The following is a 26522-nucleotide window of genomic DNA, read 5'->3' as shown; positions in this document are numbered from 1 at the left end:
GGTCGTTTGATTTTCCAATACGCTTCTTTCAACAACAGCCGTTCTTTGCACTTCTTGTTAGGTGCATGGCCAGTAGTTGGCATCTGGTTTACCGCTTTGGGTATCTCCACGATGGCTTTCAACTTGAACGGTTTCAACTTCAACCAATCGATTATCGACTCTCAAGGTCGTGTCATCAATACTTGGGCTGATGTCATCAACCGCGCTAACTTGGGTATGGAAGTAATGCACGAGCGCAATGCTCACAACTTCCCGCTTGACTTGGCTGCTGGTGAAACAACTCCCGTAGCTTTGGTTGCTCCTTCTATCAATGGCTAAGTTTTAGTCTGAGATTAACAAAAAGCGCTCCTAGAAATAGGGGCGCTTTTTGCTTGGAAAAAAAGATTTTTTAGAGGCTTTATTCACATATCTAGTTAGGTAAAATAAGCGTTATAACTGGCATTTTGCACCATTGTTAATCAGCCTTTCACGGGCGGGTTCTCCTGCCAAACCCATACTCGCCACAAGAAAATCTACTCTTTGTAGAACAGGTCGGACAGCCTGTTAAGCGAGAGGGATGCAAGATGTGAGTTATAAATTTTGTAGTGAGGACTTCAGCGCGATCGAGTTTTATGATGACTTCCGCCCTCACTATAAACCAATTTTATTCTGGTTGTTCGAGCAGACATAATATGATTAACGACTAATAACTAATAACTAATAACTAATGAGTGATGACTATCGAGTTCGATCGTTCCGATGCAGCCGGAAGCGAGATTAGCGGTAAGGATTCAATGCACAAATGGCTTTCGGTGGTGGGGATTGGCGAAGATGGACTTTCAGGGCTGGGCCCGATCGCCTCTACCCTCCTCTCTCGATCTCAAGTCGTTGTCGGCGGTGCCCGTCACCTAGCCATGCTACCAACCGACGACACCCGCGAAAAATTGGTTTGGGCTTCGCCGCTACAAGCAACAGTCGATGAAATCATCCGCCGCCGAGGACAGTCTGTGTGCGTGCTCGCAAGCGGCGATCCGATGTGTCACGGAATTGGGGTAACACTGTCGCGCCAGATTCCCATTTCAGAAATGACTGTGATTCCCGCTGCATCGGCTTTTAGTCTTGCTTGCGCCCGTTTGGGTTGGGCTTTGGCGGATGTTGAGACTTTCAGTTTGACAAATCGCCCGATCGCATCGATCGCCCTTGCTTTGTCGCCGGGAGCGCGCTTGCTGGTGTTGAGCGCTGACAGACACACGCCGGGAAAGGTGGCAGAATTGTTGACACAGCGGGGGTTTGGCAGCAGTTTGATGACCGTGTTCGAGCGGATGGGGTCGGGATCGGAACGGCGGATAGAGGGGGTAGCAGCAGCCTGGAATGCAGCGGATTTGGCTGATTTGAACACGATCGCGATCGCAGTTGCAGCCGATCGCGAAACTGTGATTTTCCCTCGTACCTCCGGTTTGCCGGATGCTGGTTATCGCCACGACGGACAACTTACCAAGCGGGAGGTTAGAGCCGTTACTCTGTCAACGTTAGCGCCGATTCCCAGAGAGTTGCTTTGGGATGTGGGGGCGGGCTGTGGCTCGATCGCGATCGAATGGATGCGGAGTCATCCTCGGTGCAGGGCGATCGCGATCGAACGCCACCCAACTCGACTGCAATACATCGCCGAAAATGCCTCGACTTTCGGCGTTCCCGAACTCGAAATCGTGGCGGGAGAAGCGCCGGAAGCCCTGACAAATTTGCCTCAACCGAATGCTATTTTCATCGGCGGCGGTGTCACCGCAGAATCTGTGCTGGAAACTTGCTGGAATGCTTTAGGTGAAGGCGGCCGATTAGTTGTTAATGCGGTGACAGTTGAGAGCGAGTTTAAAGTTTTGCAATGGCACGATCGTTATGGCGGGGAACTGATTAGAATTGGGATTCAGCGAGTAGGGGCGATCGGTTCTTTTCAGGGTTGGAAACCGCTTGCGTCGGTGACTCAGTGGGCGGTAGTTAAAAGCTAAAATGCTATCGCTCTCTTTCCTGGAAAGCTATAATGAATAATATCCTCTGGAATGAGAGTCAGAATACCAGATGAATCATTCGTATATTTTTATAATGCACTCATTCCATATACTCCTGGAAATCCTCTAATGGTGCATCAAAATCATCAGCAAGCGGTAAGACAAAGGTGCCTTTCATCATCCCGGCTTGACGTTTCTTTTGAGGAGGATTTACGGCAACCTCATTATTTGCATATTTTGCAGCCAAGAATTCTACATAGTGCAAAACTTCCTGTTTCAGGGAATCTGGCAACTTGACCAGCGTTTCTAGGATGGTGGTTTCTAGCATTAGATAACCTCTTGCTGGATAAGCTCATGATAACAAGCGCAAAGCAAAACTTACCGATATCTCTAATCTCGCTCTAAGCTACCTTGGGGCAAATTTCGATTTTGACAGTCATGCCTACTTGGTTTAGCATTGCGATCAGAGTATCAACCGAGAATTCCCCAATTTTACCTTGAGTTAGAGCTTTGATTTGGTCGTTTGACTGTTTGAGATGTTGAGCAGTTTGGTCGATCGTCCAACGGTGATGTTTAATCTGATGAAGCAGGGCGAGCATAAGTTGCGATCGGATTAGTAAGTTATCAGCTTCTTCTGCTGAAAATCCCAGATCGAGAAAGATATTATCGGTTGCTTGGGTAATAGTATTTTCACTCATGGTTCTGGTTCTCTTGAATTTAAACGATTTTGTAACAACTGTTGGTAGCGTTTCTGTCCAATTTCGATATTTTTCTTGGCTGTCTTCTGAGTTTTCTTTTGGAAAGCATGAAGAACGTAAATAGCTTCTTCAAATCTAGCAATATAAAATACCCGATAGGCATCTTCTGTCCGAATCCGAATTTCTTCAACGCCTTTGCCTACGATTGACATGGGTTTAAAGTCTGATGGTTGTATGCCCTGCTGAAGTGTCCAAAGTGCAAAACCAGCTTCTTTTCGGGCATCGTCAGGAAGAGATTGGATTTCTTCACGGGTAGCGCCAACCCACCGAATCGGTTTGATGGTCATCGGGTTTGTTGAGAATCAAATACTATAACAATTGTAAGGGCGATCGCCTTCAAACCCCCTAGCGTAAGCTACAAGTTTTTGCAATTCCATCAGGTTGGGAGATACCAATATTGCACGCCACCTTCATTATGACTGAGCAAAATCCCCAAATCTTCCAGGCTTTCGAGACAGTCGAGAATGACTTTTTGTTTGCGATTAGCCCCTTTGAAATGGGCGGTGACTTGGGCTGCAGTCCATTCGCCGCTTTGGGTGCGAAATAAGTCGCGGATGGCGGAAAGTTGCTCTTTGAGGGTTTTGGGGAAAGGTTGTTGTTCCGTGGGGGCGATCAAGGTTTCGGTTTCGGTGGTGATACCTGCAAGGGATGGTTGGATGTAGGTTTCGCCTGGGGCTTGGTAGTCGGGACGCAGCCAGCGAATGAGTCCGTTGCGTTCTTCCTCGGCGCGTTGGGCGTTGAGGGTGACGAGGTTTTCCAGGATTTGCTCGTCGGTGAGGGTGGGTTCCCAACCATAGGCGGCAAATACGGCGGCATCGAGTTCGTCGTGGATTTGTTTGAGGGTGGAGACTAGGGCTTTTTGGTTGAAGGCTTTGTCTTTGTCGTCGAGGGGTTCGCCTTGGCGGAGTTTTTCGAGGAGGTTGTACATCCCGGTGATGGTGACTTCGGGGTGAGTGGTTTGGACTCGTTTGCGGTGGCTGTCGAGGCGTTCTCCGAGTTCGCGGATGGTTTGTTTTTGGGTATCGGTGGGGTCGGGGAAGGGGAAGGGGTCGAAGACAATTGACGGTTTCCATCGCAAATCATTTCCCTTGCCCATTCGCGGTGCAATCTTTTTAAGCCATTTTTGATGTACTAAGGATTCTAAAATGCCTAAAATCCAGGCATCATCTGATGCGACTGTATAAAGCTGAACATCCGGCAAAACATCACTATCAACAAAAAAGAATGGCTTAAATTTAGAAGTGTCTGGCGTGACAATAAATCGATTCAAATTGTTGACAGCTTTTCTTAAGCCTGGTCTTTTCTCGCCAAAAAGCCACCAATTCTCCCGATTTGATTTTCTATTTTGCTGATCTCGAAATGGCTTAACTGTTGTTAGAAGCCTTTGGAATAATAGAGGAAACTGTTGAGAGGCTTCATCTTTAGATAGACCGAAAAAATCAATAATCCACTTTTTATGAAAACTTTGAACTAAATCTCTACCAATCGCATACGATCTGATGACTGACGGCAAATTCTGCTTGTCTAAATCAAGCTGTTGGAAATCATGTTCTTCAATTCTAAACCCTGTGCCTAATGGAATAACACCCTGAAATGAGATTCCATCATTTGATTTTAACGGTTTCATTTTGACGGTATCACGGCCAATAGTCAAATCAGAATTAATCAATCCCTTAATTACCTCAAATTTTAAAATTTCATTTTCATTTTCTCCCTGACATTCATACTTGACTTTCATCAAAAAGCCTGAAATTGACGGTTCGGGTGTCACGACAGTCATAGCAATACGTACAGCAGCACCATCTTTACTATCTGTCCAAGGATGATCGGCAATAGCAAAGTAAAGAGATATTTGTTTATCGCCGACATACTGGTCTAGAACTTTCCTATTGAATGATTGAACAATACTATTTGTTGTAATAAAGCCAAACCTTTGAATTTTCTTCGACTTGGCAAGATTTGCTGCCTTCTCCCACCAGTACATTACAAAGTCAACCGTATCTGACAAGTTTTGGTAAGTCTTCCTCAAGCATTCAACATACCCGTCATCAAGGCTCTCACGCATTCTCTTATTCCCAATAAACGGCGGATTCGACACAATATAATCTGCCTTTTGCCACTGGGCCGCCCTCGGATTCAAATACCGATAAATTGTTACTTGGTTTGTCGGATCGGGAATATCCTCCCCCGTCACCGGACTCTTCATCATCCGTCCGCCCCAGCGAGTTCTCACCTTCCCCGTCGCATCCACATCCGGTTCCCTCCCGTCATAGGCCAACACTGCATCTCCCCATTCAATATTGTTGTACTCGCGCAACACAGGTTCGATCGGCGGAATATCGCCAAACCGCCGAAAATGCCACTGCAAATACCCAATCCAAATCACCAAATCTGCGATCGCCGCCGCCCTCGGATTAATCTCAATTCCCAAAAACTGACTGGGATTAACTTGAGCAATATCTAACAGCAACTGCGCCGATCCGGTGACATCCTCCAAGCGCCGCAACACCTCCGATTCCAACCCCTTCAACAAATCCAACGTCACATAAAGGAAATTACCCGATCCGCACGCCGGATCGAGAATCTTCACCCCTTGTAACTCCGTCAGAAATGCCTCTAAAACTGATCTCGCCTTTTTCCTTTGATTTGCAGTCGGTTCCGATTCCCCCGCGTTCAGCAACTGTTTAACCTCCGCTTGTACCGCAATCCAGCGATCGCCCAAAGGCTCCATCACCACAGGCTTTACCAACCGTTCCACATACGATCGCGGCGTATAATGAGCCCCCAACTTACTCCGTTCCCTAGAATCCAGCGCCCTTTCCAACAACGTCCCAAAAATCGCCGGTTCCACATTGCACCAATCCCGCTTCGCCGCCTGCAACAAAACTTCCAATTGTATCTTTGTCAGCGCAAACGCCTGCGACTCGGCAAACAATCCGCCATTAAACCGCAACAGTTTGCCATGAAAACCAAAACTCGTCCCCTCATTCAGCGCCTCCCACAGCGCCTCTACCTCCGGCTTAAACATCTTCGGGTTGAGAATCCAGCGGGTTTCCAGCGCCTGCGTAAACAAATGTTCCTTCAGCAACCCCACATCCTCAGCAAACATGGTGAAAATACAGCGCATCAAAAACTGGGCGACTTGCTGCGGATCGACATTCGCCTCCATCCGCTTCGCCAACTCTGCCAAATCTGCCGCCACTTCCCGCGTCACCCGCGCCGCAATTTTCTCTGGGTTGCGCTGTTGGGGATTGCTAAAAATATCGACAAACAAATCGAAAACATCGGCTTTCTGCAACTCGATTAGCCCGATTTCTCGCCGCGCCCCATAGCCGCCATAATCGCCGCTAAACCCCATCCATAATTCAAAATGATCGCCAATATCGCAAGTTAACAAAAAGGGCGGTTTGCTGCTGAGACTGCGGGTATAGGCAACTGCCTGCACAAACGCTTTTTCCATCTCTCGCAAATAGGTATGTGTCCCCCGCTTTGCCGTTCCTTTTTTGCTCGTTGTTCCGCCCTGTTTTGCCTCTATTAAAAAATGCTCGGCTTTGTAAAAATCAACAAACCCCGGAGTTACTTTGCCGCTGGGGTGAAAAATTTTGACATCCTTATCAAAGCAGTAGGGATCGTTGGGAATTCTGCCTTTATCAAAAGGGCGATCGACTCCCAGCGCATCGCACATTTCGGCAAAAAACAACTGGTAGTTTGCCCGTTCGTTACCGCTAGAACCTGCCCAGCGTGTGATGAATGTTTCGACTCGCGTGCGATCGGTCTCATTCATGTTTCAACCCTGCTGCTTGCTTTTTCCTGATTCTATACTTCGATCGGTTTGAATTGGCGATTTATCTTGCGATTTTGCTTTATAGCAACCCGGCGGTTAGGACGCTTTACTATTGATATTTGCTATAATATACTTGACGATATTCCTAGATACAGGCGGAGTCAAAAACCCGGTTTCTGCCTTAAAGTCGATCGTTCACAACGAAGATTTTGCTTGGCAACCCGGTTTTTATGGCTTTAGTGCTTCAAAAATACCTCAATAAATCTATGAAAATTAGAGCGATCGTACATCCTGCAGAAGAAGGTGGCTATTGGGCAGAAGTTCCAGCGCTTCCCGGCTGCATTACCGAAGGAGAAACGATAGAAGAAGTAATAATTAATTTAAAAGATGCTATTGAAGGTTGGCTCGAAGTTGCTAATAGTCGTGAAGCAATTGCCTCCACAGATAGAGTTGTGGAAATTGCTGTATGAAATCTATTTCTGGCAAGCGACTTTGCAAAATAGTAGAGCATAAAGGTTGGGTTTTGAAAAGAGTTACCGGCAGTCATCATATCTATGAAAACCCGGAACTAGAACAAATTTTGTCAATTCCTGTTCACCGAAATCAAGATTTGAAAGTTGGAACCTTGAGAGCCTTAATGAAAATAGCTCAGCTATCTGAGGAAGATTTACAAAGTTTTTCTTAAGTATAGCAGGTTTCATAAAAATCAGGAATTACGTAATTTCTCAAACAAATAGGTTGGGTTTAACACAAGTAACCCAACCTATTAATTAAATGAGACTTAAGAGTTTAGCCTTGATTCACAACAGTCGGTTTTAAACTTTCCTGTGACTTCGATCGATCTAAACCATTTTGCACTTCCACAGATTCCTTAATCGGTTTCCGGGCTTCAATTAAACTCAAAGCTTTGTTGACACCTTCAGGTAAAATTACTACCAAACTGCCGGCCGGCGCCTCGTCTAAAGCCTTGTTAACGGCCGTTGTTTCGTCGAGAATCAACTCGTATTCAACTTGAGATTTGTTTGCGGTTCCGGCAGAAATCGCCTCGGCAATTCCCTGGCAAATTAACTTTGCCACAACACCGGGTTCTCGGCCGCGCCTGTCAATATCTTCTTTGACAATGATACGATCGAACATCTCGGCCGAAAGTTTGCCCAGCGTGACAAAATCTTCATCTCGCCGGTCTCCGGGGGCACCTACTACCCCGATCCGCCGTCCCGGCCAATTCAACACGAAACTGCCCAAAGCTTTGTAGCTGTGGGGGTTGTGGGCGTAGTCGAGTAAAGCGTGATAGCTGCCCAAATTAAACAAATTCATCCTTCCGGGAGTTTGACCGACGGATGCTTGGAAGCTTGACAAAGCAGCGCGAATATCTTCTATTTTCAATCCTTGGGCAAAAGCCGCCAAACAAGCTGCTAAAGCATTAGCAATCATAAACGGCGCCCGCCCGCCCATCGTCAGCGGCACGTTCACAGCCTGCTCAATTCTCAGCGTCCAATCGCCTTTTAAGATCGACAAGTACCCGTTTTCGTAAATCGCTGCCAGCCCGCCCGCCGCGGTATGTTTGGCAACCAGTTCGTTGTCCGGGTTCATGGAAAAATATGCAATTTGAGCCTTGACACGCTGCGCCATTTGTGATACTAGCGGATCGTCTGCATTCAAAACTGCATAGCCTTTGGGCATTACCGACTCGACGAGGACGCTCTTGAGTTTGGCAAGTTGTTCCACGGTGTCGATGTCGCCAATGCCCAAGTGATCGGCTGCGACGTTCAAGACGACGCCGACATCGCACTGATCGAAGCCGAGGCCCGATCGCAAAATTCCGCCTCTAGCCGTTTCCAACACGGCCACTTCTACAGTCGGATCGGACAAAATCAATTGAGCACTCTGGGGCCCGGTATTGTCTCCGGTTTCGACCAAATAATCGCCGATATAAGTGCCGTCGGTAGTCGTGTATCCGGTAATCTGACCTGTCTGCTTGACAATGTGGGCTAGCAGGCGAGTGGTTGTCGTTTTGCCGTTGGTTCCCGTTACCGCTAAAATTGGCACCCGGCTGGGTTGAGGCGAGGGGAATAGCATATCGAAGACGGCGCCGGCGACGTTGCGGGGTAAACCTTGACTTGGGGCGACGTGCATTCTGAAACCCGGTGCTGCGTTGACTTCGACGATGACGCCGTTGACATCGCGCAGGGGTTGGGAAATGTCGGGAGTTACTACGTCAATGCCGGCGATGTCCAAACCGATAATTTTGGCGACTCTGGAAAACAGCCAGACGTTTTCTGGGTGGATTTCGTCGGTGCGATCGACTGCAATTCCACCGGTACTCAAGTTTGCTGTCGCGCGCAAAAATACTCTTTCGCCGGCGGGCACTACGGAGTCCATCGCGTATCCTTGTTTTTGCAGCAAATCCAGGGACAATTTGTCGATCGTGATCCGGGTGAGCACGTTGTCGTGTCCGTCTCCTCGCTGCGGGTCGCGGTTGACTTCTTCAATAAGCTGTTCTACTGTAGACTTGCCGTTGCCCACAACGTTAGCGGGGACTCGTTCTGCGACTGCTATGACTTGCCCGTTGACTACCAATACTCTGTGGTCGCGGCCGACGTAATAGCGCTCGACTATCACGCTTTTTGTTTTTGATGCCCCGCTGGCTAAGTCGTAGGCTTCTTCTGCTGCTTCCCAGGAATTGATGTCGATCGTAATGCCGCGGCCGTGGTTGCCGTCTAGGGGTTTGAGGACGATCGGATAACCGCCGACATCTTCGATCGCCCCGCGCAATTCGTCCAAATAATGAATCACCGTCCCTCTGGGAACCGGCACGCCGGCGCTGGCGAGGATATTTTTGGTACCTTCCTTGTCACAGGCAAGTTCTACCCCCAAAACTCCCGTCCGGTTGCTCAGAGTTGCCTGAATCCGCTTTTGGTGAACCCCGTAGCCGAGTTGAATCATAAACCGGGCGCTCAAAGGTATCCAAGGAATGCCGCGCGCTTCTGCTTCCTTAATCAGTGTTTCCGTGCTCGGCCCCAGGGCCGCCGACGCAGCAAACTCTTTGAGGTCTCTCAAATCTTGGACTAATTCGGCTGCTGGATAAGTGCCTGTATCGGCAATGCTTTGGCACATCCGCACGCCCGCGCGGGCTGCATAGCGACCTGCTTGTTCGTTTTGATACTCGATTACTACTTGGTAAATACCTGGGGTCGCAGTCTCGCGGGTGCGACCGAACCCGACCGGCATTCCTGCCATTTCCTGAAGTTCGAGGGCGACGTGTTCGATTACGTGTCCCATCATTGTGCCTTCTCTGACCCGTTGCAGGAATCCTCCCTGATGGCCTGGAGAACAGTGATGGTCGTTCAAACTCGGAAGTGCAGCGATCAACCCTTCGTAGAAGCCAGGAATTTCCGCTGTGGTTTTATCTGCCCACTCCTCTAAATCCAGACGCATCAGGACGAGTTTCTGGCGTCGGATGCTCCAGTAGTTGGGGCCGCGTAATGTCTGGATTTTAAGTATTTTCATGGCAGTTAGAGGGGTATGGGGCGCGAAATCTTATAGATAATTGGAGCATTTATTCAATTTCGATCTAGATTGCTCGATCGACTGTTCGCTGCGAACAGTTTGGGAGTGAATTTCCAGTTATGGGCTACCCAATTTAAAATTCATGCCCCTGCGATCGGCTAAAAACTACAGGTACATGGCTAGCAAAAACTCAAAGCCTGAAGCTAGAATTTTCTGTGGTTCGGTCTCCTGGGGTCAGACCGTGGCTGCTTCGGCATCTATTCTATTGTTGTATCGATGATTCGGCCGGAATGCCGCCTAATTTCTGCCGAATCAATGACAAGAGATGTTCTACCTTAGTTGGCTGTGCGGCATTCGGGGGGCCAGCCAGACTCGGAACACGCTCCCGATGGCATGGGTTTGCCTTGGGGCATATTGTAGCAATCTCCGTGACACAGAACGTGCAAGCGCATATTGAACAGACTTAAGGGTTCTGTCGCTCCTACCATAGATTCATTGGTATAAAAATTTTCCCTAGAATCAACAATAGTCACAGTGCCTTTACCGAGAATTTTCATAGTATCGTCTCCCTCAAACAAGGCGCAGGTGTCTTCGTCAATACCAATAGCGATGCGATCGGGATGACAAGCCACAGCCGACAGCAAGCGAGCCATGCGATTGCGGTTGTGAAAATGCTGGTCTACGATGATCTCAGGAATAATGTTAAGTCCGTTTGCCATGTCTACTAAAGAGCGGTTCGGCGGGGCGCCACTCCCACCGCCTGCAATCATGTGATATCCCATCACCGCAGCACCCGCGCTGGTGCCAGCGAGGGTAATCTTGCCTTCGAGAGTTTCTTTGCGAATTTTCTCCATCAGCGGGGTGTCCGCCAGCAGCCCACAAAGCCGCAGTTGGTCGCCCCCTGTGATGAATACGCCCGTACAGTCTTCTAAGTAATCTTTCCAGACGGGGTTTTCGCCTTGTTCGCGTTCGCGGATGTCTACTACTTTGACTGCGCTAACGCCCATTTCGTCAAATATTGTGCGGTAGCGGTTGCTAATTCCTTCGGGATCTCGCGAAGCGCACGGAACGATCGCCAGCCGAGCGTTTGCACCCCCAGCACGGCAAAAAAAGGTGTTCAGAATCTCTCGCCCGTGAACTTTGTCTTCGGCTCCCCCGATGACCATAATCGAGGTTTTTGTGCGCGGGGGAATATTGTGTTCAAGGGCTTGAGATGTCAACTGCTGCATGGTGTGTCTTCCTCTGTTGGATGTGAAATTCAATTTTGCCGTGGCTGTGGGTAGAATGGGGCTTTTTAAGAATAAATATTTTTTGGTGCCAGCGAGGTGCGATCGGCGATCGCGCGATCCCGCAGTTGTTTGGGGGCGAGTTTACTTGCAGTCGCTGTCATGAAAAACAGATTATTTTTGTACAAAACCGGCCCGCCGACAAAGGAAGAGAATTTAACTTGCCAAAATTTTCAGAAATTATAAGAAATTATAAAGAATAAAGCAATTACTGAAAACTGAACTCCCTCTAAAGGTCAAACTAGAGGTGATGTATCAATGAAATTCCAATAATTGTGCGATTTGACGTTGTTACCCTATTTCCAGAATTTTTCCGGGCTCCCCTAGAGTCGGGACTGATGGGCAAAGCCTTAGCTAAAAAGATTGCTGAGGTGAATTTTGTCAATCCCCGCGATTTTACCACAGACAAGCACCAGCGAGTCGATGATGAGCCTTACGGGGGCGGAGTGGGGATGCTGATGAAACCGGAACCGATTTTTGCTGCGGTGGAGTCGCTGCCGGTTTTGCCGAGGCGAGATGTGATTTTGCTGACTCCCCAGGGGGAACCGATGCAGCAGGCGATGTTTCGGGAGTTGGCGGCCGATCGCGATCAGTTGGTATTGATTTGCGGTCATTATGAAGGTGTGGACGATCGAGTCCTGCATTTGGTCACTCGCGAGGTGTCTTTGGGGGATTTTGTGCTCACGGGGGGCGAAATTCCGGCTTTGGCTTTGATTAATGGGGTTTTGCGACTGCTGCGGGGAACTGTGGCGAAGGAAGATTCGCTAAAGTTTGAGAGTTTTGAAGACGGACTTTTGGATTATCCGCAGTACACTCGACCGGCGGATTTTCGGGGATTGAAGGTGCCCGACGTGTTGCTGTCTGGTAATCACGCAGAAATTGCTCGCTGGCGCAAGCAACAGCAAATTGAAAGAACTCGATCCCGCCGATCGGATTTGTATGAGGTTTGGTTGCAGGAGAGGGAAGAATAGGAGAAAGGGCGATCGCACGAGTGGTCAATCGATTTTAGATTTTCGATTTTCGATTGACTTGCGCGAGATAAATGCGGGGGCTTGAGGATTTTTGATTTTCGATTTGGGATTGATTCCACGGATAAATCACGTGGCGGATACCACCTTTGAAATTCATGGTCAGAAACCGGGTTTTTTGCGGTAATACTTCGTGGTAGTCCACAGATTCGGTAAAAAACCCGGTTTCTTTGGTCTTGATGCGTAAATCTCGTATATTTAAGAGCCTAATAAATTTTGGATTCGCGTTTGTAAGTCTTTGAGTTCAGGAGATCACTCATCGAGAAGTCCCCATAATTTTCTAGCGTTTCCAGCATTAACCCTTCTCTCCCCCCTCCAGCCGCTTTAGGATTGCCATAGCTGCTAAGGAAAGCAGCAAAAAAAAATATTTAACACTCGGCTCGGCCTTAAAAAATAAATTCACTTATCTCCCTGAAAATATGAAATAATTGTCTTCTACTATACTTACCCAACCTTCCTTTTACATGAACATCCGCATCGGCAATGGCTACGACATTCACTGCTTAGTTCCCGATCGTCCTCTCATCCTAGGCGGTGTCAATATTCCTCACGAATTAGGATTACTCGGCCACAGCGACGCCGACGTACTTACTCACGCTATCATGGATGCCATGCTCGGAGCTCTCAGCTTAGGAGATATCGGGCTGTATTTCCCGCCAACTGACCCGAAATGGAAGGGTGCGGATAGTCTCGTATTGCTGGCACAAGTCAATCAGTTAATATTAGATAAAGGCTGGGAAATCGGCAATATTGATTCGGTGGTAGTGGCAGAACGTCCCAAGCTGAAACCGCATATTCAGCAAATGCGCGATCGGCTTTCTTCCATCCTCAAACTCAACCCAGACCAAATCGGCATCAAAGCCACCACCAACGAAAAGCTAGGCCCCGTTGGGAGAGAAGAAGGAATCGCAGCTTACGCTGTAGTTTTGTTAGTGCTAAAATAGAACTTTAATCTACGTTTTAGGAAGACCAAAACCATGCAAACTGAAACCTTGGATTTAGAGTTACCCATTGACGCGGATATTATCGCATTGGATAAGGACGATCGGGTAGTCGTGCTAATCGAAGTTAAAATTATTGAAGCTCAAGAACCAGCAGCAAAGCAAAGGATTGCTGACTACATGATATCTTGGATGAAAGCTGCGTTAGCGAAGATGTCCGAGCAGCGCACACTCATTCCCTATGCGATGTTTGTTGACACCGAACAAATTCTGATTTTCAAATGGGACGGAGTAAACTTATCTGAACCTGTTTGTTCTCTAAACACTGGTGAAATACTTCGTTATTATGAGCCTGAATTTGGTAAAAAATGGATATCTGAGCGTTACTTAGAGAGTCTAATCGAATCTTGGCTGCGAGACTTAGGATATAACTGGAAATCTGAGATGCCGCCAGCATCAGAAAAACTAGCAATAATTGGCTTGTTAGAAAGGCTGGCTGGTGGAACAACAAAATCAGGAGTACAACTTGGTAATTTTGTATATAGAGACAAACTTCTTGATGAGTATTGCCACAGGGCGTGACCCTCAAGCAAGTACGTTGCTGAGGCAAATGCCAGCATCTTTACAGTTGACAATACCCAGTATTTGCTACATGGAATCTTTCTCTGCTTTAGAGGACGAAGTGAAGCGACACAACTATTTCAAGCAGCAACTTGACAATCAAATCAGCGAAGCTAATCGAGATTTGACTTCGCAGCACGCTCAGTCTCTATTTTTTAACTTAGGTCAGTCTAAAATCGACCATGAAAGACGACTAGACGATATAGATTTGCGTCTGCGCCAATCTATTGAGCAGTTGTCTCAAAATGCTGAGATGATTGATTTAACAGCTAATATTATTCAAGAAAGCTTGAATGCAACTCTCATCGCTAAAGACCCAACAGATAATTTAATTCTACACTGTATTCTGAGTCATGCCCGCTTGCACCCCACAGAAACCAAAGTATTTCTAAGTGGCAACATCAAAGAATTTCGCCAACTTCCCGAAGTTCAAGATGCTTTGCAACAGGCTGGAGTGGAAAAGTATTTTTCGCGCACAGAAGACTTTCTCGGTTGGCTACAATCTCAGTCAACCAATTTTAGATTTTAGATTTTAGATTTTAGATTCATCCCACGGATGAATCCGGGGGCTTGTTAGGAATGATGCGGAGCTTTTTAAAGTCTCTACGGATGAATCCAGGGGCTTATGAGCATATTACTTTCGGTCATTGGTTATTTGTTATTGGTGATTGGTTCCTCATAGTTGCACGCAGGTGGTAAACTAAAAAATTATGAAAATTTCTATGATGCTACATTCAAGACTGCGCTGGCTGGCGATTTTACTGGCGGCAATTGCCACTATAACTCTGTCTGCGTGCACTCCAGCCCGATCGAACTTAGTAAACAGACTCATCGTTCCCACCCCCAGCGGCCCGGCCACCTTTAACTACCCGCTAAATCAATCTGCATACAGCGTTTTTGGCTATATGTACGAGGGATTAATCAACGAAAATGGCTTGACATCGCAGCTAGAACCCGGTTTAGCCGAGTCCTGGGAAGTGTCTAAAGATGGCAAAAAGATTGTCTTTACCCTGCGAGAGGGTTTGAAATGGTCGGACGGCCAACCGATGACTACTGATGACATTATCTTTAGCTATGAAAAGATTTATTTCAATGACAAAATTCCTAGCGGTTTGAAAGATACTCTGAGAGTTGGGATGAGTCGCGAATTCCCAAAAGTTAAAAAACTTGACAGCCGCCGCGTTGAATTTTCCGTTGCAGAACCCTTTGCTCCATTTATTAGATATGCTGGGGGAATCCCAATTTTACCAGCTCATATTTTACAGGAAGCTGTCGAAAATACAGATGCAGATGGTAATCCTAAATTCCTGACTACTTGGGGCACGGATACTGATCCTAAAAAAATTGTCGGAAATGGTCAATATCGAATGCTGAGCTACACTCCCAATCAGCGCGTGGTTTTGGAACGAAATCCCAATTTTTGGCGCCAAGATGCTGAGGGAAATTCTCAACCTTACATCCAGCAAATTGTTTGGCAAATTATCGAAAATACAGATAATCAACTGCTGAATTTTCGATCGGGCGATTTGGATACTCTGAACGTGGAGCCGGAAGTGTTTCCGCTGCTGAAACGGGAGGAAAAACGCGGCCAATATACGGTCTTTAACGGCGGCCCAGATACTGGCAGCGTGTTTATGTGTTTCAATCTGAATAAGGGGCGCAATGCTCAAAATCAGCCGTTTGTAGACCCAGTTAAATCTCGCTGGTTTGCGAGTAAAGAATTTAGGCAGGCGATCGCCTACGGCATCAACCGATCCGCCATGACTAACAATATCTATCGCGGACTGGGCGCGCCCCTACATTCCCCAATTCCGGCGCAAAGCCCGTTCTACCTGTCCCCAGAACAGGGATTGAAAACTTACAGTTACGATCGGCAAAAATCGAAAGAGTTACTGTTAAGTGCTGGATTCAAGTATAATAGTAACGAAGAATTGTTGGATGCTGAAGGCAACAAGGTGCGATTTACTTTGTTGATGGCGGCAGGTAAAAAAGTTCGGGAACAAATGGCAACGCAAATTAAGCAAGACTTGGGCAAACTGGGGATGCAAATTGATACGCAGTTCCTGAGTTTTAACACTTATGTGGAAAAGCTGCGATTGACGCGGAATTGGGATACTTACTTGGGCGGTTTTACGGGAGGTACTGAACCGCACAGCGGCTACAATATTTGGTCTGTTAACGGCACACTGCACAGTTTCAACCAAGGCCCGCAAGCCGGAGAACCGCCGATTCAGGGTTGGCAAGTTTACGACTGGGAGCAGAAAATCGATGACCTTTACGTGAAAGCTTCTCAGGAGCTTGATGAGGCGAAGCGCAAGGAAATTTATGGGGAGGCGCAGCGGATTATAGCGGAACAAGTGCCTTTTGTTTATATGGTAAATCCGCTGACTTTTGAGGCGGTGCGCGATCGCGTTTCGGGAATTCGCTACAGTGCCCTCGGCGGTGCTTTCTGGAATTTGTACGAGTTGAAAATAACAGAATAGTCAGTCGATTTTAGATTTTAGATTTTAGATTTTAGATTTTAGATTTCATTTAGTCTAAAGATGAATCTGGGAACTTGAACAAGAGTCTAAAATTGTGCCATCGCGATTTAAGTTGGGGGCTTGTATCCGTTTTTGGGCAGGTCATTAGTTAGCAGTCATTTGTTATTAGTTTATGGAACCTAAAATTTTACAGCAGTTACTCGAATCAGTTGCCACTGGCGATATTAGTCCGATCGCAGCTTTAGATAAATTAAAGCATTTTGACTTTGAACAAGTCGGCGATTTTGCCAAAATTGACCACCACCGCACTTTAAGAACCGGTTTTCCTGAAGTAATTTGGGGCCCAGGGAAAACGCCCGACCAAATTATTGAAATTATCGAGGCGATGCGCGGGCGAAATTCTGCGGTGATGGCGACACGAATCGAACCGGAAGTTTTCGAGCAATTGCAACAAAAAATACCCGATTTGTGCTACTACCAAAAGGCTCGAATTTGTGCAATTTCTCCTAATTCCCCAACTCCGCAGCATCCGGGTACTGTGACTATTATCAGTGCGGGAACGGCGGATTTGCCTGTAGCGGAAGAGGCGGCAATTACTGCGGAACTTTGCGGTTTTCAGGTGCGACGTTTGTGGGATGTCGGAGTTGCCGGCATTCACCGCTTGCTGAGCAATCGGCACGTGATTACTGATGCTGATGTGTTGATTGCTGTTGCGGGTATGGAAGGTGCTTTGGCGAGTGTGGTTGCGGGTTTGGCAGATTGTCCAGTGATTGCTGTGCCGACGAGTGTGGGTTACGGCGCGAGTTTTGGCGGGATTGCTCCTCTTTTAACTATGCTCAATTCTTGTGCGGCTGGTGTGGGTGTGGTGAATATTGATAACGGGTTTGGGGCGGCAATTTTAGCTTGTCAAATTCTCAGAAGTGCTGGCCGAGTGGGGAAAATGAAAGAGGAGGAGAATCGGAGAGAGGGGGAATAGTTTTGAGTTTTGAACTGAAATCCTGAATCAGGGAGGGTTCTCTTGGCATTGCCCCTACTCCAAACCGGTTTCTTTGTTCTTCATTTACCTGAAATCTGCTGTAATTTTTCGAGTGCAGTGCGAGCGCCCCCCTCGCGAAGACCGCTCGCGCTATAGTTAGAAACCCCTTCCATCAGACTCTTGAAACCGCATCTACACAAACTCTCGTCCCAGCAGAGGGCGACTAAAAAATACAGGAGGTATTATTAAAGCCGGGTTTAATATTACTTGCTAGCCAGCCAAACCGGATAAGCAGATGAATCCTCAGCTTTTAACTTTTGCGCCTGATAACTCTTGCTAGTCCAACTAGCTACTGTTTGCAGGTTTTCTGTCAAAGAACTTTCGCTGCCAAATGCTTCAAATCCCAAAGTCCACCACGCGCTGCCGTTAATGTTCAACTGAGTAAGTTCCACGGTGCAACCTTGAGGAATGGGGGCTTCTACTGGCACTGACATTACCGCACCCGACTCCGAAACGTGGTAAAGACGCTGCGCTCGCTTTTTCTTGACTCCCACCCACTTTCCTGTCGCCAAAATATCCGCCGGTATCGGCGCCATCGTGTCCGCACAAACCCACTTCAGCCACTTTTCGGCTTTGCCTTCCCAGCGGTTGCCGAAGGGCATTGTCCCCAACTCTCCCTGACGCCACTTTACCTCCAAGGTTTTCCCACGTAGCTTCACTCCTAAGTAGTCGCAGCTTGGTACTAGCAAATATATGTCTTCCCGCTCTTCGGGAGGCGAAAGATACGTGCCGAGACTCTCGCTTCCAAACCATTGATTGATTGATTTTGGCAGTGCACCGCTATAAAACCACCGCATTTCCAGACTGGCCCGCATAAATTTTTCCTCCGTTCCACAATTTTCGTCAAACCCAGACTGGATTTGCCATACACCATCGACTTTTGTGCCTCTCCACTCTATCCTCCCCCCTCTGGGGCCCAGAGTCTACCCACAGTCATACCATTGTTAGATTTTAGATTTTAGATTTTAGATTTGGGAAAGACTGACTAGATAAGGGTTTAGAGCTTGCCTACAGTTGCATTTTTTTTATAAACTGGTGTCAGATCGGGGTATTTAAAAAAAAATTCTCACAATCCTTTACATATCTTCACAAGTCTGTTACATTTAGTTACAGTACACTAAAAACCATTTAGGAAAAAAAACATGAGTAACAGAGGCTTAATGCTGGACGACCAAGGCAAAATGAACAATTTTGCGATCGAGCCGCAAGTATACGTCGATGACGAACCCCGCACCGGCTTTACCCCCTACGCAGAACGCTTAAACGGCCGCCTTGCCATGATTGGCTTTGTTTCTCTCTTGGCTTTAGAAGTTTCGACCAAGCACGGGCTGATTAGCTGGCTGACTCACCTGTAATGATTTTGTTAACAATTAAACTATCTGGCTATGGATCGCTGGCGTTACACAAACAGCGATCCATAGCTTAACTATTTTTAGGGGCAAGGTTTGGTGAGACAATTAAAATTAAATATTTTTGTTTTACCCTATCCGTAAAAAGAATGCTCAAACGAATTGCGGCAATACTTCTGGTGGTTCTCAGCCTCACTTTGACTGGTTGTGTGTCTAAAGTCACCGGACTCAAAAGCTACGTTGATACTGGCGATGGCTATCAATTTCTCTATCCTAACGGCTGGCTGCCGATCGCGGTTTCTAACGGGCCCGATGTGGTGTTCCGCGATTTGATTCAGCAAACCGAGAACGTCAGCGTTGTAATCAGTCCAGTTGCGAAGGACAAAACTCTGGCGGATTTGGGATCGCCGACGGATGTGGGATACAAGCTCAGCAAAAGTGCGATCGCCCCGGCTGATTCGGGCCGCGAAGCTGAATTAGTCAATGCAGAAGCTCGTGAATCGCGATCGAAAAACTATTACATTTTAGAATACGCCGTTAAGTTGCCAAACCAAGAACGCCACAACTTAGCGAGTGTAGCAGTCAGCCGCGGCAAACTTTTTACCCTTAACGTTTCCACTACCGAAGAACGCTGGCCAAAGGTAAAAGAAGCTTTTGAGAAAGTTGTTAAATCTTTCTCTGTTTATTAGTAGGTTAAAAAGTAGTTGGGAATGGGGAATAGGGCGCAGGTCATTGGAGATGAGGAATATTTTAGTTGATTTTTCTTTCTTCTTCCTTCTTCCTTCTTCCTTCTTCCTTCTCATCTCTTCCTTCTTCCTTCTTAACTTATGAAAATTCCAACTTTTGTATTAGCTTCAGCTTCTCCTGCCCGCCGCCGCCTGCTAGAAAATGCTGGCATTCAAGCTGTGATTTGCCCCAGCGACTTTGATGAAGGGCAAATACAAATGAAAGATGCCACTAATTTAGTGCAGGTTTTAGCAGAGGGAAAAGCTGAGGCTGTAGCTAAGTTTTTACTGGCTAATTCTCACCCCCAAATCTCCAATCCCAAAGCGTGTTTGGTGTTGGGATGTGATTCAATTTTGCTCATAGATGGCGAAATTCACGGCAAACCCAAGGATGCGGAAGAAGCAATCTCGCGCTGGCAGAAAATGCGCGGTAAGGTGGGCGAACTGTATACGGGTCATGCTTTGATTGATACTAGATTCGATGACTTGGATGAGGCAATGTCTCGATCGAGCATTCGCTGTCAAGTTACAAAAGTTCATTTTGCGGAAGTTACCTCGCGCCAAATTGCGGCTTACGTCGCTACCGGAGAGCCCTTGCAATGTGCAGGCTGTTTTGCACTGGAAGGTAAAGGTGGCTTTTTTGTGGAACAAATCGAAGGATGCCACACGAATGTGATCGGTTTGAGCTTACCTCTGCTGCGGCAAATGCTCACCGAAATGGGATATGATGTGGCCGATTTCTGGCAATCTTAAAGATTAGACACCTCCAACAAACAAATTACCCGGCTTATGCACATCGGGTTGGCGGGCGAGACGCCCACCCCACAAGAAAGTTTGTTTTGTGGGGTGGGCGTCTCGCCCGCCCTTGAGTTTATATTTTGGAGATGTCTATTGTAGGGTGCGGATTATCCAAGGCCGATCGTCCCGTCAGACACAGAGGTAAACTGAAGTTGACTCGGCGAAACATCCTTCACCAAAGCCAAGATATTGCCACTGCTAGCTTCCCGAATCACCGTCGCCTTAGTATTTAAAATTCTAAAATCAGCAGTGCGAGGAATTCCCGGAGGAAAAGGGCCACTGCTGTCATAATCTCTGGCATCACCAATTGTTAAAAACCTTTCGCTCAAAACAATATCATCTCGCATCAATCCAGACGCCAATCCAATTACATCACCTTCAGCCGGATTGTAATCGAGAATAAAATCTGCCGTCACTTCATCTACATCAAAATTGCCACTAGGAGGCGGTTGCAGCGAACCAATTTCCCCCGAAGTTGCTCCCATTTCTGTGCGGAGAACAAACAAATCTGCGCCTTCACTTCCCCAAAGTCTATCAACTCCAGCATCACCGATTATAGTATCATTTCCACTATCTCCTACTAAAGCATCATTCCCTTTACCGCCGCGAATAAAGTCATTTGCCGTGCCTCCATAAACGTGGTCATTATCTTGATCTCCGCTGACAAAATCGCTGCCACATTCTCCATAAAGAATGTCAAAATCTTGGCCGCCGCGAATAGTATCGCTGCCGCAACCTCCGATTAAAGTATCTGTGCCGCTGTTACCGTTCATCAGTTCCGCACCACCGGAACCTCTGACAAAATCGTTACCAGCTAAGGCCCGCAAACCTCCGGGAGTATTCTGCAGAATTCCATTTGCTAATTGAACTACGTCGTCATTGGGAGTTAAGTCAAAAAAGTTGGGGTCGCTGGCTGGATTTGGCAATGGCCCTGTGAGTAATTTGATGTTTGGGGGAGCAGCAATAATTGGGTCTAAATTTTCAGCTAATGCTCTAATTTCTCCGAGATTTGTTTCTAACATCCTAAGTTTCTCCTTTTTTGATTGACTTTGTTGACATTCTGATTTTAACAAAGGTTTCAATTAACAAATATTCGGGAATCTGGGGTTAAAACAATCAAATTATTGTCAAAATTGCCGTAGATCCTTATTCAATAAGCGTAGTTTATTGACACCAGGTTGCTCGTCCAAATCCGCAAATATTTTGAACTGTGTACCAATAATTCTGGGGATCGCGTAATCTATTACCCGTCAGCAGTCAGCGTGGGAAAACCCAGAGACTGCTAATTGTCATGAAACCTTGAGTTAAGTCAGGAATAATTAATATGCTAGACACTGCGATCGAATCTATTCAAGCCAGAGAAATCCTCGACTCCCGTGGGCGCCCCACCATCGAAGCGGAAGTTTACCTAGCCAACGGTGTTGTGGGGCTCGCCCAAGTCCCCAGCGGCGCGTCTACAGGCTCTTTTGAAGCCCACGAACTCCGCGACGACGACAAAAGCCGTTATGGTGGCAAAGGAGTCCTAAAAGCCGTCGCTAACGTCGAACACAAAATTGCCCCCGCTTTGGCTAATCTGGATGCGATCGACCAAGCGCTGGTAGATCAAACCATGATTGACTTGGACGGTTCCCCGAACAAATCCAACCTCGGCGCAAATGCCATTCTCGGAGTCTCCTTAGCCACAGCAAAGGCGGCCGCCGAGACTTTAGGACTCCCCCTTTACCGCTACTTGGGCGGGCCCTTGGCGAACGTTTTACCCGTGCCTTTGATGAACGTGATCAACGGGGGCTCTCACGCTAACAATAATGTGGACATTCAAGAATTTATGATTGTCCCTGTGGGTGCGCCTTCTTTTAAAGAAGCTTTACGCTGGGGTGCAGAGGTATTTGAATCCTTGAGTAAAGTCTTAAAAGCTGAAGGTTTGCTGACTGGTGTGGGTGATGAAGGTGGTTTTGCGCCTAATCTTAAATCCAATCAAGCAGCTTTGGATTTGTTGATTGCAGCTATTGAAAAAGCTGGCTACAAACCGGGTGAACAAGTTGCTTTGGCTTTGGATGTTGCTGCTAGCGAATTTTACAAAGATGGGCAGTACACTTACGATGGTGTGGCTCATTCGCCGGCAGAATTAATCGATTATTTGGATGGTTTGGTGAGTCAATATCCCATTGTTTCCATTGAAGATGGTTTGCATGAAGACGATTGGGACAGTTGGGTAGCGCTGACTGAGAAAATGGGCAGCAAAGTTCAATTGGTGGGTGACGATTTGTTTGTTACTAATCGCACGCGGCTGCAAAAAGGAATTGATTTGAAAGCTAGCAATTCGATTTTGATTAAGCTGAATCAAATTGGTTCTTTGACGGAGACTTTGGATACGATCGACCTCGGCAAACGGAACAGCTATCGAGCCGTCATCAGCCACCGTTCCGGTGAAACTGAAGATACCACCATTGCCGATTTAGCGGTAGCGACTCGCGCTGGCCAAATCAAGACTGGTTCTTTGTGTCGCAGCGAACGGGTGGCTAAATATAACCGTTTATTGCGGATTGAAGACCAATTGGGCGATCGGGCAATTTATGCTGGGTCGATCGGTTACGGGCCCAAATAACACTTGGTAATCGAAAATTTTCGTTACCGGGCTTTACCCCTTGGTGAGAACTTAACTCAAACCGATCGTCTCTCTTGTTGGTATCGAAGTCTAGATCCCCCCTAACCCCCCTTAATAAGGGGGGGACAAGAAATCTTCTCAGAGTCAACCCCTACTCCCCTTATTAAGGGGGATTTAGGGGGATCTAGACTCGACTAAAAGCGACATTTATTCCAGTTAAATCTGGATATTACCGATCCTCAATTAAGGATAGAAAGCCAACTGTGGCAAACCCAAAGTTTCTTCCCAGCCCATCATCAAGTTCATGCACTGGATGCCTTGACCGGCTTGGCCCTTAATTAAATTGTCGATCGCCGATAGCACAATCACCCTGTCAGTACGCGGATCTACTTCCACACCGATGTAACAGAGATTTGTGCCACAAGCCCATTTTGTTTGCGGATAAACTCCAGCCGGTAACACTTTTACCCAAGGAGAATTGCGGTAAAAAGCGCTGAAAATCGTGATTAAATCTTCCCGCACCAAACCCGGATCGCGCAAAGTTGCGTACACAGTCGCCAGAATTCCCCGCACCATCGGAATTAGGTGGGGAGTAAACTGAACTTTAATATCGTGTCCCGCTAAATCGCTGCAAATTTGCTCGATTTCTGGCGTGTGGCGGTGGCGCCCAACGCCGTAAGCGCCCAGAGAACCCTCTGCTTCAGCCAACAACAGATTAACTTCGGCTTTGCGGCCCCCTCCCGAAGCACCGGATTTGGCGTCGATAATTGCTGTTTCTGGCACGATGAGACCTTGTTTGAGCAAAGGTGCCAGGGCTAATAAACTAGCAGTGACGTAGCAGCCGGCACAGCCTACTAACTGAGCGTCTTTAATTCGATCGCGATACAATTCTGGCAAACCGTAAACAGCCGTTGCAGCTAAAGCAGAGTCCGATCGCTCGCCCCCGTACCAAGCTTTGTAAGTTTCCAGATTTTCAAATCTGTAGTCAGCCGACAAATCCAAGACTTTGCAGCCTTTTTCTATCAGCGTCGGTGCCATTTTGCAAGCTAAACCGTTCGGCAGCGACAGAAACACAACTTCGCATTTTGCCGCTATTTGGTCTAGGTCGATCGCCTCTACTGTCAAATCAATGCAGTTAGTCAGATGCGGGTAAAGGCTGGAATAAGGTTTTCCTGCACTGCTATCCCCGCCCAAATAAACTACTTCAGCCGCCGGGTGATCCGCCAGCAGTCGCACAAGTTGCACGCCGCCGTACCCTGAAGCGCCGATAATTCCTACAGGCACACGTCCAACATCTCCCATTTTCCTTTATCCCCTCAGCCGTTGAAGTCAAAAACGCTTGAACTTTTGCTGCATTGTAGTACCAAACGCCAACTTTGGTGGCAAAGAATTGTGTTGTTTTGTTGTGGAGGTGCATTTTTGTTAATTTTCGGCTGTTTGACCGAAAGCATCCAGGATACCCGCCACGTGATTCATTCCAACGCGCAGACTCAGGACCCAGAAATACAAAAACCTGTATCCAATACACAAGCCCCCGGATTTATCTCGCGCAAGTCAATGCTTCAATCCTTTAATCTAAAATCTAAAATCTCAAATCGCGCAATCGATTGACAACGCCCAAAACCCATACACAGCCCTGGAGAACTCAAAATTTTAGACCAAAGTTCCATCTTCCAGATTCACTGCGCTGCAAGTAAATCTAAAATCTAAAATCTAAAATCTAAAATCTAAAATCTAAAATCGACTGACCGATCGCCAAAACCCTAAAATTAACAAACTGATGTGCGATCGTGCTATAAAAAAACTTACATTAACCTATCCACAAACCGGAGATTAACATTTTTCCCTCTTGCCTCTTGCCTCTTGCTTCCTGTATCCTGCCTCTTCCCTCTTCTTTCTTCCTACCATGGGCATCCTTGTAGAAAACGTATCAAAACAGTTTGGCAGTTTCCAAGCACTCGATCGAGTCAGCTTAGAAATTGAATCGGGTTCCCTAGTCGCATTGCTGGGCCCGTCTGGTTCCGGCAAGTCTACACTGCTGCGACTGATTGCGGGTTTAGAAATGCCCGACTCCGGCAAAATCTGGCTGACAGGCCAAGATGCCACCAATACTAGCGTCCAAGACCGCAAAATTGGGTTCGTGTTTCAGCACTACGCGCTATTCAAGCACATGACAGTGCGAAAAAACATCGCTTTCGGGCTGCAAATTCAGAAAACACCGCCCGCGAAAGTCAAATCGCGGGTAGAAGAATTGTTGAATTTAGTGCAATTGGCAGGATTGGGCGATAGATACCCGTCGCAACTTTCAGGGGGCCAACGGCAGCGGGTGGCCCTCGCCAGAGCATTGGCTGTGGAACCGAAAGTGTTACTGCTAGACGAACCTTTTGGAGCTCTCGATGCCAAAGTTCGCAAAGACTTGCGTGCTTGGTTGCGGCGACTGCACGACGAAGTTCACGTTACCACAGTCTTTGTGACGCACGATCAAGAAGAAGCGATGGAAGTTGCCGATCGAATTACAGTCATGAATAAAGGTAAAATCGAACAAGTCGGCACACCCGCAGAAATTTACGACCATCCCGCTAGTGCCTTCGTAATGAGTTTTATCGGGCCAGTCAATGTATTGCCCAGTAGTTCCAGAATGTTTCAAGACAACGGCTTTGACTCAGCCAACCCAGAGATTTTCTTGCGCCCTCACGACGTAGTAATTGAAACTACAGAAAATAGTGCAACCGTGCCTGCAAGAATCAGTCGCTTGATTCATTTGGGATGGGAAATTCAGGTAGAATTAACCTTAGATGACGGTCAAGTAGTAAACGCTAATTTGACTAGAGAAAGATTCGATAGCTTGAACTTGCAGCCCCAGCAAAGAGTGTTCGTAAAGCCGAAAGATGCCAAGTCCTTTCCACTTTTTTATTCCATCTAAGGAGCGCGAATTAAATAACTTACAATTTTAATTGTTATTGTGGGATGGGCGTCGGGCCCATCCAAAAAGGACGGGCGGGACGCCCATCCCACAAACTTGTGGAAGTTATTTAATTCTCATTCCTAAGAGCAATTATGAAAACTCAAGCTAAATTTAGATTGGATACTGCCTTTCCAAGGATGTGGCGCGGTGTCTCTACAAAAAAAATCTAGGGACACGGCATCGCGCCGTGTCCCTAATCTTTTATACTGACAACTGTCCGCTGACTACTGCGTGCTGAGTTAGTCTTTAATTTTGCTGACAGCTTTTTTGACTTGTTGCTCAAAGGATGTAGCTTCTGTATTGGAAGGATTTTTCATTTTTTCAATGTCAGCGTCTCCCTGAACTTCGTTGGGTCCTTTGCTGGCTTTTTCTTGAGTTTCTTCCAAGGACATTGGTTTTTTCAGTACAGCTTCTTGAGATTCTTTTTCAATCCCTAAAAGTTGGTCTTCACCTTTGGTGGGGCTGCTAGTAACGGCAAAAGCGGGAAAAGCATTAGAAACAAACATCAAGGCACAAAAACAAACAGCTATTAAAGTGCGGACTAAACGCTTGGCAGGGAAGTTAAAGCTGATAAAAGACATACAAAATTTCTCCGTTTTTAGAAGTTTTGATCGCTAAGATTGTTAACAGGCTGAAGCTCACTCATATTCT

At 47.0% G+C, this 26522-nt stretch carries 24 protein-coding genes and 1 pseudogene; 15 read left to right on the top strand and 10 right to left on the bottom strand.

Annotated features, from left to right (window positions below; genetic code table 11):
- Together QUB26_RS14975 and cbiE are read left to right on the top strand one after the other, a co-directional pair.
- A pseudogene (locus tag QUB26_RS14975) lies at positions 1-318 on the top strand (photosystem II q(b) protein); the annotation flags it as partial.
- 395 nt (positions 319-713) lie between these two features.
- Positions 714-1982: a precorrin-6y C5,15-methyltransferase (decarboxylating) subunit CbiE gene (gene cbiE, locus QUB26_RS14970; RefSeq protein WP_333318613.1), complete on the top strand. Its 1269-nt coding sequence runs from the start codon at positions 714-716 to the stop codon at positions 1980-1982.
- A gap of 100 nt (positions 1983-2082) precedes the next feature.
- On the opposite strand, the gene vapB is transcribed toward cbiE, so the two are convergent.
- From vapB to QUB26_RS14950, 4 genes are all read right to left on the bottom strand, one after another.
- A complete protein-coding gene (gene vapB / locus QUB26_RS14965; protein ID WP_333148244.1) occupies positions 2083-2310 on the bottom strand; it encodes a type II toxin-antitoxin system VapB family antitoxin in 228 nt (75 codons plus the stop codon).
- A gap of 73 nt (positions 2311-2383) precedes the next feature.
- Entirely contained in the window at positions 2384-2680 is a 297-nt protein-coding gene (locus QUB26_RS14960) for an XRE family transcriptional regulator (protein WP_333318611.1), read from the bottom strand.
- Positions 2677-3027 (bottom strand): type II toxin-antitoxin system RelE/ParE family toxin, encoded by a 351-nt coding sequence (locus QUB26_RS14955; protein ID WP_333157601.1) that lies wholly within the window; start codon positions 3025-3027, stop codon positions 2677-2679. Before QUB26_RS14955 ends, QUB26_RS14960 begins: the two co-directional genes overlap by 4 nt.
- Before the next feature lie 89 nt (positions 3028-3116).
- A complete protein-coding gene (locus QUB26_RS14950) occupies positions 3117-6524 on the bottom strand; it encodes a DNA methyltransferase (protein ID WP_333318607.1) in 3408 nt (1135 codons plus the stop codon).
- A 266-nt stretch (positions 6525-6790) separates the two neighbouring features.
- Here QUB26_RS14950 and QUB26_RS14945 point away from each other — a divergent pair, with 266 nt between their 5' ends.
- Both QUB26_RS14945 and QUB26_RS14940 read left to right on the top strand, forming a co-directional pair.
- Positions 6791-6994 carry a type II toxin-antitoxin system HicB family antitoxin gene (locus QUB26_RS14945; RefSeq protein WP_333234063.1) on the top strand — a complete coding sequence of 68 codons (204 nt, stop codon included), beginning with the start codon at positions 6791-6793 and terminating at the stop codon, positions 6992-6994.
- Complete coding sequence (locus QUB26_RS14940; RefSeq protein ID WP_333243816.1) at positions 6991-7209, top strand: type II toxin-antitoxin system HicA family toxin; 219 nt, start codon at positions 6991-6993, stop codon at positions 7207-7209. The genes QUB26_RS14945 and QUB26_RS14940 overlap by 4 nt, the downstream gene beginning before the upstream one ends.
- A gap of 104 nt (positions 7210-7313) precedes the next feature.
- Here QUB26_RS14940 and cphA read toward each other — a convergent pair whose 3' ends face one another.
- Positions 7314-10034: a cyanophycin synthetase gene (gene cphA / locus QUB26_RS14935; protein ID WP_333318605.1), complete on the bottom strand. Its 2721-nt coding sequence runs from the start codon at positions 10032-10034 to the stop codon at positions 7314-7316.
- Between the two features lie 335 nt (positions 10035-10369).
- Positions 10370-11263, bottom strand: a complete 894-nt coding sequence (locus QUB26_RS14930; protein ID WP_333057489.1) for a cyanophycinase — start codon at positions 11261-11263, stop codon at positions 10370-10372.
- Positions 11264-11595: 332 nt separating this feature from the next.
- Here QUB26_RS14930 and trmD point away from each other — a divergent pair, with 332 nt between their 5' ends.
- The 6 genes from trmD (at position 11596) to larB (ending at position 17369) form a co-directional block, all read left to right on the top strand.
- Positions 11596-12291, top strand: a complete 696-nt coding sequence (gene trmD / locus QUB26_RS14925) for a tRNA (guanosine(37)-N1)-methyltransferase TrmD (protein WP_333318602.1) — start codon at positions 11596-11598, stop codon at positions 12289-12291.
- A gap of 521 nt (positions 12292-12812) precedes the next feature.
- Positions 12813-13292 carry a 2-C-methyl-D-erythritol 2,4-cyclodiphosphate synthase gene (gene ispF / locus QUB26_RS14920; protein WP_333318617.1) on the top strand — a complete coding sequence of 160 codons (480 nt, stop codon included), beginning with the start codon at positions 12813-12815 and terminating at the stop codon, positions 13290-13292.
- A gap of 33 nt (positions 13293-13325) precedes the next feature.
- On the top strand, positions 13326-13871 hold the full coding sequence (locus QUB26_RS14915) for a hypothetical protein (protein WP_333292814.1): 546 nt from the start codon (positions 13326-13328) through the stop codon (positions 13869-13871).
- On the top strand, positions 13849-14439 hold the full coding sequence (locus QUB26_RS14910; RefSeq protein WP_333292816.1) for a PIN domain-containing protein: 591 nt from the start codon (positions 13849-13851) through the stop codon (positions 14437-14439). The genes QUB26_RS14915 and QUB26_RS14910 overlap by 23 nt, the downstream gene beginning before the upstream one ends.
- A 193-nt stretch (positions 14440-14632) precedes the next feature.
- Positions 14633-16393 (top strand): ABC transporter substrate-binding protein, encoded by a 1761-nt coding sequence (locus QUB26_RS14905; RefSeq protein ID WP_333318615.1) that lies wholly within the window; start codon positions 14633-14635, stop codon positions 16391-16393.
- 172 nt (positions 16394-16565) lie between these two features.
- Positions 16566-17369, top strand: a complete 804-nt coding sequence (gene larB, locus QUB26_RS14900) for a nickel pincer cofactor biosynthesis protein LarB (RefSeq protein WP_333243796.1) — start codon at positions 16566-16568, stop codon at positions 17367-17369.
- Between the two features lie 263 nt (positions 17370-17632).
- Here the strand turns inward: larB and QUB26_RS14895 are convergent, their stop codons facing one another.
- The gene (locus QUB26_RS14895) at positions 17633-18244 is read right to left on the bottom strand and encodes a hypothetical protein (protein WP_333057483.1); all 612 of its coding nucleotides are present in this window, start codon (positions 18242-18244) and stop codon (positions 17633-17635) included.
- A 327-nt stretch (positions 18245-18571) separates the two neighbouring features.
- Here QUB26_RS14895 and QUB26_RS14890 point away from each other — a divergent pair, with 327 nt between their 5' ends.
- The 3 genes from QUB26_RS14890 to QUB26_RS14880 all read left to right on the top strand — a co-directional run bounded on the left by QUB26_RS14890 (position 18572) and on the right by QUB26_RS14880 (position 20256).
- Positions 18572-18784, top strand: coding sequence for a high light inducible protein (locus QUB26_RS14890; RefSeq protein ID WP_190659021.1), 213 nt, complete (start codon positions 18572-18574; stop codon positions 18782-18784).
- Between the two features lie 143 nt (positions 18785-18927).
- Positions 18928-19467, top strand: coding sequence for a photosystem II reaction center PsbP (psbP, locus tag QUB26_RS14885; protein WP_333057481.1), 540 nt, complete (start codon positions 18928-18930; stop codon positions 19465-19467).
- Between the two features lie 138 nt (positions 19468-19605).
- Complete coding sequence (locus QUB26_RS14880; protein WP_333318600.1) at positions 19606-20256, top strand: nucleoside triphosphate pyrophosphatase; 651 nt, start codon at positions 19606-19608, stop codon at positions 20254-20256.
- A gap of 152 nt (positions 20257-20408) precedes the next feature.
- Here QUB26_RS14880 and QUB26_RS14875 read toward each other — a convergent pair whose 3' ends face one another.
- Entirely contained in the window at positions 20409-21323 is a 915-nt protein-coding gene (locus QUB26_RS14875; protein ID WP_333318598.1) for a calcium-binding protein, read from the bottom strand.
- 302 nt (positions 21324-21625) lie between these two features.
- Here QUB26_RS14875 and eno point away from each other — a divergent pair, with 302 nt between their 5' ends.
- Positions 21626-22906: a phosphopyruvate hydratase gene (eno, locus tag QUB26_RS14870; protein ID WP_445299410.1), complete on the top strand. Its 1281-nt coding sequence runs from the start codon at positions 21626-21628 to the stop codon at positions 22904-22906.
- Positions 22907-23149: 243 nt separating this feature from the next.
- On the opposite strand, the gene argC is transcribed toward eno, so the two are convergent.
- Complete coding sequence (gene argC, locus QUB26_RS14865) at positions 23150-24208, bottom strand: N-acetyl-gamma-glutamyl-phosphate reductase (protein ID WP_333057475.1); 1059 nt, start codon at positions 24206-24208, stop codon at positions 23150-23152.
- A gap of 604 nt (positions 24209-24812) precedes the next feature.
- On the opposite strand from argC, the gene QUB26_RS14860 reads away from it, so the two are divergent.
- Positions 24813-25829, top strand: coding sequence for a sulfate/molybdate ABC transporter ATP-binding protein (locus tag QUB26_RS14860; RefSeq protein WP_333292822.1), 1017 nt, complete (start codon positions 24813-24815; stop codon positions 25827-25829).
- A 281-nt stretch (positions 25830-26110) separates the two neighbouring features.
- On the opposite strand, the gene QUB26_RS14855 is transcribed toward QUB26_RS14860, so the two are convergent.
- Positions 26111-26452: a low temperature-induced protein gene (locus QUB26_RS14855; protein WP_333079325.1), complete on the bottom strand. Its 342-nt coding sequence runs from the start codon at positions 26450-26452 to the stop codon at positions 26111-26113.
- Positions 26453-26522: the final 70 nt, after the last annotated feature.

The sequence above is a fragment of the Microcoleus sp. B4-C1 genome (genome assembly GCF_036705285.1).
Classification (GTDB): Bacteria; Cyanobacteriota; Cyanobacteriia; order Cyanobacteriales; family Microcoleaceae; genus Microcoleus.
This window is presented reverse-complemented; position numbering and strand designations above follow the sequence as displayed.